The organism is Cohnella sp. GbtcB17, assembly GCF_019091135.1.
In the GTDB taxonomy this organism is placed as follows: Bacteria; Bacillota; Bacilli; order Paenibacillales; family Paenibacillaceae; genus Cohnella.
Genome location: NZ_JAGXJW010000072.1, coordinates 23,693 through 34,955, shown reverse-complemented (window position 1 = coordinate 34,955; position 11,263 = coordinate 23,693). Strand labels below are relative to the sequence as shown.

Below are 11,263 nucleotides of genomic sequence, written 5' to 3'. Positions count from 1 at the left end.
AAGGCCGCTCCCACGCAGGCCGCGGGCAATGCGATCGAGCTCGAGCCCGCGCCACAAACGCAGCTGTCTGCCTACTTCGTCGCTGAGCTGCTCCATGAAGCGGGGCTGCCCGGCGGGGCGCTGAACGTCGTGACGGGCGACGGCAAGCGCGTCGGCGAGCAGATCGTCGCCGACCCGCGCGTGGGCGCCGTGTCGTTCACGGGCAGCGCCGCCGTTGGCGAAGCGATTCGCGCCCGGGCGGGCCTCAAGCGCGTGACGCTCGAGCTCGGTTCGAACAGCGCCGTCATCGTCGACGACGACGCGGATCTCGAAGCGGTCGCCCGCCGGTGCGCGGAGGGCGCGTTCGGCTATCAGGGTCAGGTATGCATCTCCCTGCAGCGCATTTACGCGATGGCAAGCGTCGCGGACGAGCTGGCCGCGCGCATCGCGGATGCAGCTTCGAAGCTTGTCGTCGGCGATCCGCTCGATCCGAAGACGGATCTGTCTGCGATGATCGCGCATCGGGAGGCGAAGCGCGCCGCGGACTGGATCGACGACGCCGTGCGGCGCGGCGCCGTGCTGCTGGCGGGCGGCCCGCCGGAGGGCGGCGTGCTTCCGCCGGCCGTGCTGACAGACGTGCCCGACGATGCCGTGCTGTCGCGGCGCGAAGCTTTCGCTCCGGTCGTGCTGGTGAACAAGGTCGAGTCGATCGCGGAGGCAATAAGCCGCGCGAACGATTCGGACTTCGGTCTCCAGGTCGGCATCTACACGAACCGCATCGATGTCGCGATGCGGGCGATGGACGAACTTGTCGCCGGGACCGTGCTCGTGAACGACATCCCCACCTTCAGACTCGATCATATGCCGTACGGCGGTGTCAAACAGAGCGGATTGGGCCGCGAGGGCGTTAGGTACGCGATCGAGGAGCTGACCGAGCCGAAGCTGTTGATCTGGCGCTCGGCCGGCAGATAGGCGGGCGGGGAGGCTAGCCAGTTGGACTATTTGCGCAAGTACGTTTCCAAATACGGTCTGCTGTTTACTTTGTCGCTCGCGCTCGTCGCGCTCGAAGGCGTATGCGACCTGCTGCTGCCGACGCTTATGTCCCATATGATCGACCGGGGCGTGCTGACGCGCGATCTGCAGGTCGTGGCGCAGTATGGCGGCTGGATGCTGGCGATCACCGCTGTCGGCGCGCTCTCCGCGCTCGGGCGCAATGTCGTCTCGAGCCGGGTGTCCCAGCGGTTCGGGGCGGATCTGCGCGGCGATCTGTTCCGCCGCGTCCAATATTTGTCCCTTCGCGACGCCGATCGCTTCGACCGGGCGTCGCTCGTGACCCGGCTGACGAACGACGTCACCCAGGTGCAGAACTTCGCCAACGGCATGATGCGAATATTCGCAAAGGCGCCGCTTCTTTGCATCGGGGGACTTATTATGGCCGTCCGGCTCAATCCGCAGCTGTCGCTCGTGCTCGTCGTCGTGGTGCCCCTCGTCGTCGGACTTATCGTTTTGAACATGCGCGTCGGATTTCCGTTGTTCCTCAAGGTGCAGTCGGCGCTGGACCGGCTGAACGGCGCGATGCGCGAATATTTGTCGGGCGTGCGGTCGGTCAAGGCGTTCAACCGAGCCGCTTACGAATCCGATAAATTCGAGGCGATCAACGGTGAATACCGGACGCGCTCGACGACGACGCTCCGCGCGATGTCCGGCTTCGGTCCGGCGATTGCGCTCGTCGTGAACCTGGGAGTCGTCGCCATCGTCTGGCTCGGCGGCAACCGGGTGGAAACGGGCGGCATGCAAGTCGGCGACATCATCGCCTTCGTCAACTACATGACGCAAATTCTTTTTTCGCTTATGACGATTTCCTGGGTGTTCAACATGTTCATCCGCGCGCGGGCTTCGTCCGGCCGGATCTCGGAGGTGCTGGCGCTGCCCGGGGGAGAGTCCGCGTCCGGCGGCGCCGTCGATGGAGCCGAAAGGGCAGACGAAACCCCGCCTGCGACGTCAGCCCCCACTACGGCTTGGGCTGGCGAATCGGTTGCCGCTGGCGAAGCCCTCGGCGTCTCCTTTGAAAACGTCGGATTTTCGTACGAAGGGGCGGGAGAGGCGCGCGCGCTGGATGGCGTGACCCTCGCCTGCGAGCCCGGCGAGACGCTCGCCGTCGTCGGATCGACGGGCGCCGGAAAGAGCACGCTCGTGAGCCTGGTCCCGAGACTGTACGATCAGACCGAAGGCGTGATTCGCATCGGCGGCGTCGATCACCGGCTACTGGACGTATCGGCGCTCCGCGAGAGGGTGGCGATCGTGCCGCAGCGTACCGTGCTATTCACGGGCACGATCGCCGACAATTTGCGTTGGGGCGACGAGTCGGCGACGCAAGCGGAGCTCGAGGCTGCGGCCAAAGCGGCCTGCGCCCACGATTTTATTATGAAGCTGCAAGGCGGCTACGATGCGATGCTCGGCCAGGGCGGCGTTAACATGTCTGGCGGCCAAAAGCAGCGGCTGTCCATCGCGCGCGCCTTGATCCGGCGTCCGCAAATTCTGATACTCGACCACTGGACGAGGGCCCTCGACGCCGTCGCGGAGAGCAAGGTCAAGGCAGCGCTGAAGGCGTACGGCTCGAAGCTGACCTGCCGGCTTATCGCGCAGCGCATCTCCTCGGGCATCGGCGCCGCCCGGATCGCCGTGCTCGGCGACGGCCGGCTCGTCGGACTGGGCACGCATGACGAGCTGCTGCGCGCCTGCGCCGTATACCGCGATATATGCCGCTCGCAATTCGGAGAGGAGGCGATTCCGCATGTCTCGGGCATCTGATCGGCGAAGCGAGCGGCCTCCCGCGCCGGCCGTGCCGGTTCGCCCCGGAGCGGGAGCCGGACCGCGCGGAAGAGGCCCCGTCCAAAAGCCGAAGGCGTTCGGCCGGACCGTCCGTCGGCTGCTGTCGTATCTCCGGACGGAGCGAAGGCTGCTCGTTGTCGTCTTCTCGTTCACGCTCGCGAGCGCGGGCGCCGCGCTTCTGGGCCCGTACCTGATCGGCCGCGCCATTGACGCGATGCACGGACAGGGAAGCGTCGACTTTGGCGCGCTTCACACGCTCCTCGCGTTGATGGCCGCCGCGTACGCGATGGACGCTTCGCTCACCTTTGTTCAAAGCTGGCTCATGTCCGGCGTCTCCCAGCGCGCCGTGAGCAAGCTGCGGAGCGCCCTGTTCGCCAAGCTGCACGGGCTTCCGCTGTCTTACTTCGACGCGCGCAGGCATGGCGAGATTATGAGCCGTCTGTCCAACGATATCGACAACGTGAGCACGAGTCTGTCGCAGACGGTCGTCCAGCTGATGGCGGGCGCGGTCGCCATCGCCGGTTCGCTCGTCATGATGCTCGTCTTAAGCCCGCTGCTGACGCTGGCCGGCCTCGTTACCGTGCCGCTTGTTTATTTGCTGGCGCGAGTCGTGACCCGCAGAACGGGCAAACTGTTCAAGGAGCAGCAGGCGTACCTCGGCAGGCTGAACGGTCAAATCGAAGAGAGCGTTACAGGCCTCGCGCTCGTCAAGGCGTTCGGCCGGGAGCGCCGTTCGGTCGCCGAATTCGACGAGGTGAACCGGAGCCTCAGCGAGATCGGCATCCGGGCGCAGATCTGGTCCGGACTGCTTATGCCGCTGCTCAGCGTCATCAACAACATCGGGTTCGCGACGGTCGCCGTCGTCGGCAGCGTGCTGGCCGTCAAAGGCCATATATCGGTCGGCGTCATCGCCAGCTTTTTAAGCTATTCGAGGCAGTTCGCGCGGCCGCTCAACGACATCGCGAACGTGTACAACGTGCTGCAGTCGGGCGTAGCCGGCGCGGAGCGCGTATTCGAGGTGCTCGACGAGGCGGAGGAGACCGGCGACCGTCCCGGCGCCTCCGAGCTTCGGCCGGGAGCGCTGGATGTCGTCTTCGAGGACGTATCCTTCGGCTACGACCCGGCGCGCCCGATTTTAAAAAGCGTGAGCTTTGAGGCTGAGGCGGGCAAAAGCATTGCGCTCGTGGGGCCGACCGGCGCCGGCAAGACGACGATCGTACAGCTGCTGAACCGGTTCTACGACGTGACCGAAGGCGCGATCCGTATCGGCGGACGCGATATCCGCGACTACACGCGGAGCAGCCTGCGCAGCGCCTTTGGCGTCGTTCTGCAGGATACGTACTTGTTCTCGGGGACGATCCGCGACAACATCAAATACGGCAATCCCGGCGCAAGCGACGAGGAGATGGTCGAAGCGGCGCGGCTCGTCGGCGCGGACGCCTTCATCGGCCGTCTGCCGGGTCGCTATGACACGTTGCTCGCCGAGAACGGCGGCAGTTTAAGCCAAGGACAGAAGCAATTGCTCGCGATCGCCCGGGTGATGCTCGCCCGTCCGTCGATTCTCATCCTCGACGAAGCGACGAGCAGCGTGGATACGCGAACGGAACTGCAAATCCAGAAGGCGCTGCTGACGGTCATGAAAGGACGGACCAGCTTCGTAATCGCCCACCGGCTCAATACGATTCGCGGGGCGGATCAGATTCTCGTCGTCTCGGACGGCGGCATCGCCGAACGGGGGACGCATGAGGAGCTGATGGCGCGACGCGGCGCTTATTACCGCATGTTCGAGAGCCAGTTCGGCGCGGGCGCCGCGCCGGGGCTGTCCGGCGGGGAGCAGGCGGCGGGAACTTGACTCTTGTGGCAGAACGGCCTATATTAGGTCAGTTGACTTTAAACCGGTTTTGAAAGGAAGGCATTCGAGATTGGCATCGCAAGAAGAAGGCGGCAAGCTGTTTTTGACGAAAATTTGGAAGTGTAAAAGTCCGGACTGCAAGGCATGGGTGCGCGAGGAATTCGCCACCGAAGAACAGAAGTGCCCGATGTGCAAAGGTGACATGCTCCGCACGATGAAGCATTTGCCCGCGCTCGTAAAAAAGGTGAAGTCGAAGCCCCGCTGACAGCCGGCGAATCGAATGTCCGCTCTCGGGTGTAATAAGCTATAATAGCTCTATTGGCTGCCGCCGCAGGATCGGTAGCGCCCACTCGGGAGAAGGGAGACCGCCGTTATGTCCATATTCGCCAATTTTCCGCTCGTCGCCGCGATCGTCTCCATTCTGTCGGCGCAGGCCGTCAAGGTGCCGATCCAGTTCGTCGGCAGACGCTCCTGGCAGGGCGGCATGGCCTTCAGCACAGGCGGCATGCCGAGCTCGCACTCCGCCGCCATGGCGGGGCTTGCGACCGCGTTCGGCATCGAGGGCGGACTCGATTCGGCTGCGTTCGCCGTTGCGGCCGTCGTCGGGATGATCATTATGTTCGACGCAGCCGGCGTCAGACGGCATGCAGGCTTGCAGGCATCCGTGCTGAACCGGTTTTTGCGCAAAATGCCCGATCTGCACGGCGAGCTGCATCCGGTCAAGGAGCTGAAGGAGCTGCTCGGCCATCGGCCGATCGAGGTGTTCGCCGGCGCGCTGTGGGGCATCGGCATCGGCGTGGCCGTCTACTATTTGTTTTATGCTTGACCTTTGTCGCTACAAAAAGAGACCCGCGACCTCCGCGCGATTCGTGCAGAGGATGTGGGTCTCTTTTCGCCGTACGCGCCGCGCTTACAGCTCCAGACGGTCGCCTGGCTTGAGCACGGTGCCTTTGATGCCTTTTTGTTCAAGCGCGCGCGCATACGCGGCCGCATCCTGCCTGAGCGGCGGGAAGGTGTCGTAGTGCACGGGAACGACCTGCTTCGGCTTCAGCCATTCGGCCGCCGTCAGCGCATCTTCGGGTCCCATCGTGAAGTGATCGCCGATCGGGATAAACGCGAGATCGATGTCGTTGCGCTCGCCGATCATTTTCATATCGCCGAACAGTCCCGTGTCGCCCGCGTGCAGCAGGGTAAGTCCGCCCCAGGTGATGATGAGCCCCGTCGGCATCCCGAGATAGACGATGCGCTGCTCGTCGTCCAGCGTATAGCCGGAGCTGTGGAACGCCTGCACCATCTTAACCTTCGCGTAGCCGAGGTCGTACGTGCCGCCGATGTTCATGCCGACCGTATTGTCGACGCCCTGCCAGCCGAGGAAGGTCGCCAGCTCCGGCGTACCTACGACCTGAGCGCCCGTGCGCTTCGCGATCGATACCGTGTCGCCGACATGGTCGCGGTGGCCGTGGGTGAGCAGGATGTGGTCCGCCTGAATGTCGTCCGCGGAGGCGGCCGCCAGCGGGTTGCCGGTCAGGTAAGGATCGATAATAAGCGAACGTCCGTCTTGTTCGAGCTTTACGCAGGCATGTCCGAGAAAGGTAACGATCAAGCTGAATCCCTTCTTTCCGTCAAATTAGGAGAATCCGCAACCTTAAAAATACCCGAGCCGGCCATTGCCTAAACTACGGTGACAAGCCCTTGACCAAGAAGGAGACGGTCGCTTCGCGCTCCGCCGCATCGTCCCATTCGGGCGACTCGTGCATGAGCATGCGGGGCAGCACGTAGCCGATCAGCGCCGACGCCGTCAGGCGAGCGACCGTATGCGGGGGCAGTGGGGCGATCTGGCCCGACCGCTGGAACTTCTCGATGACGGTCGTCAAGCGCGACAGTACCTGCGTCAGGATGATCGATTTGAACTGCTCCTGCATCTCGGGATGGAATGGAAGCTCCTGGGCGACGATGCGAAACAGACGTTTGTTGCGATTGACAAACGCGATACGGTTGTCGATCATCCGGCGGACGAACAGCTCGAAGCTGTCGTGCTCGGCATCGAGCACGTCGCCGAATCCGCGAATGACGAACGGCGCCATCATCCGCATCATGGCCGGCGTGACGATGGACACGAGCAGGTCCTTTTTGGTCCGGTAATGTCTGAAAATCGTTCCTTCCGCGACGCCCGCGCGCTGCGCGATCTCGCTCGTGGAGGACCCGGCGTAGCCCTTCTCGGCGAACACCTCGATCGCGGCGGCCAAGATGCGCGCCTGCTTCTCCGTTTTGACCGGCCGGCCTTCGCCGGGCGAGCCCTCGCGCAACAGCTCTTCCATCCACGGCTCCGCCTGTCCGCCATTCGCTTCCATTATGCAGTCGCTCCTTCTTTGTCATCAAGCGCCTTGGCGCCGCTTAAGGCGGCGCCCCTGTCCAGACTATCGTACCACACGCCGCGCCGCAGAGCTAAATGGCCCGCTGCTTCTTCAGGGCGACGACGTTCAGCGCCGCGAACAGAAGAGAGAAGCCGAGCAGAACGGCAACGTCGATCCCGATTCCGCGGAAGCCCTCGCCTCTGATCATAATGCCTCGCAGGGCGTCGCCGCCATAGTAGAGCGGCATCAAGTAGGTTAGCTTGTGAAGCCAGGCCGCCATGCCGTCCAGCGGGAACAAACCGGAAAAGAACGCCTGCGGCACGATGACGATCGGCACGAATTGAATAATCTGAAATTCCGAGCCCGCGAACGCCGACAGCAGCGTGCCCAGCGTGAGCGCCGTTAGCGTCAAAAGCAGGTTGACGAGCAGGATCAGCCAGATCGAGCCGGTCATGAACATGCCGAGCGCATAGATCGCGAAGCAAGCGACAAGCGCCGATTGCAAAATCGCGAACAAGCCGAAGCCGCCCAAGTACCCGAGCACGATCTCGTGCCGGCGAATCGGCGTCGCCATGAGGCGCTCCATCGTGCCCGTCGTGCGTTCGCGCAGAAAAGCGACGCCCGCCAGGAGGAAGACAAAGAAAAACGAGAAAAAGCCGATCATAACCGGCCCGAAGGCGTCGAACGAGGACATGCCGGGTTTGCCGTGGAGGTAGGCGATCTCGGGCTGAAATAAGGCCGCGGAGGCAGTCCGCTGCATGGCCGATACGGAGAGCAGCACGGCGCGGCTGCGCGACGGATCGCTGCCCTCGAGCAGCAGGGCCGGCTTGCCGTCCGTGACCGCGAGGACGGCGTCCACCTTGCGGTCGTCCAGAGCGGAACGCGCCGCGGCTGCGGAATCGTACGGAACGACGACGGCGGACGATGCGCGCAAAGCGCCGGCGGTCGTGTCCGGCAAGCCGACCGTTCCGATCTTCGGCGCGCTGGCCGTGCCGCCGAAGATGCAGTAGACGAGCGTCAGGATGAAGAGCGGCGCTACGAACAGCAGCGCGAGCGTGCGTCTGTCGCGCATGAATTGCCGGTAGATGCGCATGGTCAGGGCGCGGATTCTCATGAGCGGTCACCTCCCAGACGGATAAACGCTTCTTCGATCGTCGCCGCGCCGGTGTCCGCCTTCAGGTCGGCGGGGCTGCCGACGGCGGTCAGCGAGCCGTCCCGAAGGAGACCGATCCGGTCGCAGCGCTCGGCTTCGTCCATGACATGCGTCGTCAAAAGGATCGTCGTGCCCCGCTCGCGCAGCGCGAGCAGCGACGTCCAGATGGACACCCGCAGCGCCGGATCGATGCCGACGGTCGGCTCGTCGAGAATGAGCAGCTCCGGCTCGTGAAGCAGCGCGATCGCCAGCGACAGCCGGCGCTTCATGCCGCCGGAAAAACGGGAGACGAGCTTGCCCGCCTCCTGCGCAAGCCCGACCGTGGACAGCGCTTCGCTGATACGCTCGGCGAGTCTGGCGCCGCGCAGCTCGAACATCGCGCCGAAAAACATCAAGTTTTCCTTGGCAGTGAGCTCGCCGTACAAGGCGTCCGACTGCGCCATATAGCCGATCTTGCCGAGCAGCGGCAGCGAAGGAACGCGCTCGCCCAGCACCACGACCCGCCCTGCGTCCGCGGCGTCGATGCCCGTGATGAGCTTGATGAGCGCCGTCTTGCCGGAGCCGGAAGGACCAAGCAGGCCGAACAGCTCCCCGCGGCGGATACGCAGCGAGATCCCGTTTAAAATCGTACGGTCGCCGAAGCTTCGCGATACGCCATCGAGCGAGAGCGCATCGGTTTGCTCGGGCGCAGTCCATTTTTTTACGCTTGCTGTTGACAGGTTGGTCGTCTTCATTCTGATCCGCTCCCAGCGAGTGAGTAATTACTCATTTCCATTTCACATCTTATCAAATCTACGTCTCAACATGAATCATTTTTTAACAAATGTGTTTAACGGCTTTGATAGACAACCCAAAAACGCTCTCCGCAAGGCTCAATTGGCCAGGCGAGGAGCGTTCCGGATGAACAACCGTTGTCTTTGTCATAGTTCGAGCAACGTGCTCATAGCGGCGCTAATTTCTGTTTTAAGGCAAGGATACCTGCAGCGCTTGAATTTTGCCCCCGGCCAGCTTAAAGTTATGCTTCAATAAAAACGGATTGGGGAGATTCGTTTTATCGAAATCGCCGTCAACCGACGCGATGACCGCATAAGTGCCGTCTTGTTTCGTGGCGTCGATCAGTTCAAAACGAACGCGGGCGCCCAGGATGTCCGATTGGCACCAGCTGCGAATCGCTTCAAGCCCTTTGAATTCCCGCTCCTTGATTGATAAACTAAATAGACCGTCACACCGTAGGTACAGTGCCGCCGTCGATCGTAAATTCGCTCCCCGTAATGGAGGCCGAGCGATCGGATACGAGGAATGCGGCAAGCTCCGCGACCTCTTCGGGAAGTCCGGGACGGCCGATCGCAATGCCGCCGAGCGAGTTCATCAGCTCCTGCAGCGCCGCTTCGCGGCTGCCGGCGACCGTCGCGATGCGGTCGATCATCCGATCCGCCGCTTCCGTCTGAATAAAACCCGGCGCAATCGTATTGATGCGAATTCCTTTTGGCGAGAATTCCTTGGACAGGCCTTTGCTGTAAGTCGTCAATGCCGCTTTGGATGCGGCGTACGCCAACGTTGTTTCGTATAACGGCAATTTTCGTTGAATAGAGCTGATATGAATGATGGCGCCTTTCCCTTGCTCGACCATCATGGGCAGTAAAGCGCTGTCCAATCGGACGGAACCGAGCAGGTTCAAGTTTAACGCCTCCAGCCAATCTTCATGCGCTAAGGCCAACGCTCCGCCAGGAGGCGTAGAGGAGCCGCCGACCGTGTTGATCAAAATGTCGACGCCGCCGAGCTTTTCCTTGACGGCTTCCACAACCAATGCCGTGCCGTCGGGCTTTGTAATATCGGCCTGAACGAAACGGACGCCGGGAATATCACCGTTCGTCGGAATGGCACGTGCGGTCGTAAGCACCGCGGCCCCGGCTTCGGCCAACCGCTTTACAATGGCCAGGCCCATTCCTTTTGTCCCTCCGGTAACTAAAGCCCGCTTGCCTTGGAACTCATTTTCATACGATGATTTGTGCATATCTGTATATCCTCCTTGTAGCTAAATTGCGTTTTCTTGAGCCCATGCACTAGCATACTCCGCTCTTAAGTATAATTCTAATTTATAATTAAAATGATTTATATTAATTTGGTTCATCATTCGGTAGCCTGATTGCCCGAGGCTTGCTTCGTGCAAACACAATCGGTATGATAACTCCAAAAATGACGCGGAGGCATTTATGGAGCTCACCCAGCTTGAATATTTTTTGACCGTTGCCCGTATGGAGCACTTAACGAAGGCTGCGGAACATTTATCCGTAACGCAACCCGCGCTAAGTCACTCGATTTCAAAGCTGGAGTCGGAGCTCGGCGTGCCTTTGTTTGAACGGAAGGGCAGAAATTTGCAAATTAACCGTTACGGCACGATGTTTGCGAAGCGGGTGGAGACCATATTGAACGAGGTAGAGCGCGGCAAACAGGAGATTGAACAATGCGCCAATCCGAACTCGGGCGTCATTCATCTTTCGTATTTAAATATATTGGGCGTTGATTTGATTCCTCATCTGATCCGGCAATATCAGCAGGCCAATCCCCAGATCACTTTCCAATTGTCGCAAGGGGACAAGGGAGCGATCCTGGAACAGACTGAGCGCGGGGATTCGGACATCATGATTACATCCGAAAGACCTGAGGAAGATTCGTTTGCCTGGGTGCCGATCGTCGCCATGCCGCTGTACGTCGTCGTAAGTGCCGCGCATCCGTTTGCTGAGCGTAAAACGATTCGTTTGAAAAAGATAACCGGCGAGCGGTTTGTAGGCTTAAAGCATAACTGTTCCCTCAAAGATTCGCTTTTGGCCCGCGTCCATCATACGAACTTCACTTTAGCTTCTACCTACGACGCCGAAGATTTACAGACCGTAGCGGGGTTCGTATCGGCCGGTCTGGGCGTGTCCGTGCTGCCGAGAACGGCCGGTCTGGAGCTGGCCGGGTTAAGCTGGCTCGAGATCGAGGATGAAGGCTGGGTATGGGAAGTAGGGCTGCAATACAAAAAGAACCGATTCCTTACTCCGGCAGCGCAAAAGTTCGTCAACTACGTAGAAGAGAAGTTCAAGTAAGCAA

At 61.4% G+C, this 11,263-nt stretch carries 11 protein-coding genes; 6 read left to right on the top strand and 5 right to left on the bottom strand.

The window, feature by feature from the left end; translation table 11 throughout:
• The 5 genes from KVT38_RS29195 to KVT38_RS29175 all read left to right on the top strand — a co-directional run.
• Positions 1-951, top strand: a 951-nt coding sequence (locus KVT38_RS29195; RefSeq protein ID WP_217597278.1) for an aldehyde dehydrogenase family protein, incomplete at its 5' end; no start/stop codon positions are given.
• A 21-nt stretch (positions 952-972) separates the two neighbouring features.
• Positions 973-2,790 carry an ABC transporter ATP-binding protein gene (locus tag KVT38_RS29190; RefSeq protein WP_217597277.1) on the top strand — a complete coding sequence of 606 codons (1,818 nt, stop codon included), beginning with the start codon at positions 973-975 and terminating at the stop codon, positions 2,788-2,790.
• Positions 2,774-4,663: an ABC transporter ATP-binding protein gene (locus tag KVT38_RS29185; protein WP_217597276.1), complete on the top strand. Its 1,890-nt coding sequence runs from the start codon at positions 2,774-2,776 to the stop codon at positions 4,661-4,663. The genes KVT38_RS29190 and KVT38_RS29185 overlap by 17 nt, the downstream gene beginning before the upstream one ends.
• Positions 4,664-4,733: 70 nt before the next feature.
• Entirely contained in the window at positions 4,734-4,928 is a 195-nt protein-coding gene (locus tag KVT38_RS29180) for a cold-inducible protein YdjO-related protein (RefSeq protein WP_217597275.1), read from the top strand.
• 108 nt (positions 4,929-5,036) lie between these two features.
• The gene (locus KVT38_RS29175; RefSeq protein ID WP_217597274.1) at positions 5,037-5,489 is read left to right on the top strand and encodes a divergent PAP2 family protein; all 453 of its coding nucleotides are present in this window, start codon (positions 5,037-5,039) and stop codon (positions 5,487-5,489) included.
• A gap of 84 nt (positions 5,490-5,573) precedes the next feature.
• On the opposite strand, the gene KVT38_RS29170 is transcribed toward KVT38_RS29175, so the two are convergent.
• The 5 genes from KVT38_RS29170 to KVT38_RS29150 all read right to left on the bottom strand — a co-directional run bounded on the left by KVT38_RS29170 (position 5,574) and on the right by KVT38_RS29150 (position 10,184).
• A complete protein-coding gene (locus tag KVT38_RS29170) occupies positions 5,574-6,266 on the bottom strand; it encodes a metal-dependent hydrolase (protein WP_217597273.1) in 693 nt (230 codons plus the stop codon).
• 73 nt (positions 6,267-6,339) lie between these two features.
• Complete coding sequence (locus KVT38_RS29165; protein ID WP_217597272.1) at positions 6,340-7,014, bottom strand: TetR/AcrR family transcriptional regulator; 675 nt, start codon at positions 7,012-7,014, stop codon at positions 6,340-6,342.
• A 94-nt stretch (positions 7,015-7,108) separates the two neighbouring features.
• Positions 7,109-8,131 (bottom strand): ABC transporter permease, encoded by a 1,023-nt coding sequence (locus KVT38_RS29160; protein ID WP_217597271.1) that lies wholly within the window; start codon positions 8,129-8,131, stop codon positions 7,109-7,111.
• The gene (locus KVT38_RS29155) at positions 8,128-8,904 is read right to left on the bottom strand and encodes an ABC transporter ATP-binding protein (protein ID WP_217597270.1); all 777 of its coding nucleotides are present in this window, start codon (positions 8,902-8,904) and stop codon (positions 8,128-8,130) included. Before KVT38_RS29155 ends, KVT38_RS29160 begins: the two co-directional genes overlap by 4 nt.
• A gap of 488 nt (positions 8,905-9,392) precedes the next feature.
• A complete protein-coding gene (locus tag KVT38_RS29150; protein WP_217597269.1) occupies positions 9,393-10,184 on the bottom strand; it encodes an SDR family oxidoreductase in 792 nt (263 codons plus the stop codon).
• Positions 10,185-10,383: 199 nt separating this feature from the next.
• Here KVT38_RS29150 and KVT38_RS29145 point away from each other — a divergent pair, with 199 nt between their 5' ends.
• Positions 10,384-11,259, top strand: a complete 876-nt coding sequence (locus tag KVT38_RS29145) for a LysR family transcriptional regulator (RefSeq protein ID WP_217597268.1) — start codon at positions 10,384-10,386, stop codon at positions 11,257-11,259.
• Positions 11,260-11,263: the final 4 nt, after the last annotated feature.

Excerpts from the sequence above, each read along its gene's own strand:
- KVT38_RS29165 (WP_217597272.1), bottom strand. The coding sequence starts at position 7,014 with ATGGAAGCGAATGGCGGACAGGCGGAGCCGTGGATGGAAGAGCTGTTG.
- KVT38_RS29145 (WP_217597268.1), top strand. The coding sequence starts at position 10,384 with ATGGAGCTCACCCAGCTTGAATATTTTTTGACCGTTGCCCGTATGGAG.
- KVT38_RS29155 (WP_217597270.1), bottom strand. The coding sequence starts at position 8,904 with ATGAAGACGACCAACCTGTCAACAGCAAGCGTAAAAAAATGGACTGCG.
- KVT38_RS29175 (WP_217597274.1), top strand. The coding sequence starts at position 5,037 with ATGTCCATATTCGCCAATTTTCCGCTCGTCGCCGCGATCGTCTCCATT.
- KVT38_RS29160 (WP_217597271.1), bottom strand. The coding sequence starts at position 8,131 with ATGAGAATCCGCGCCCTGACCATGCGCATCTACCGGCAATTCATGCGC.
- KVT38_RS29185 (WP_217597276.1), top strand. The coding sequence starts at position 2,774 with ATGTCTCGGGCATCTGATCGGCGAAGCGAGCGGCCTCCCGCGCCGGCC.
- KVT38_RS29150 (WP_217597269.1), bottom strand. The coding sequence starts at position 10,184 with ATGCACAAATCATCGTATGAAAATGAGTTCCAAGGCAAGCGGGCTTTA.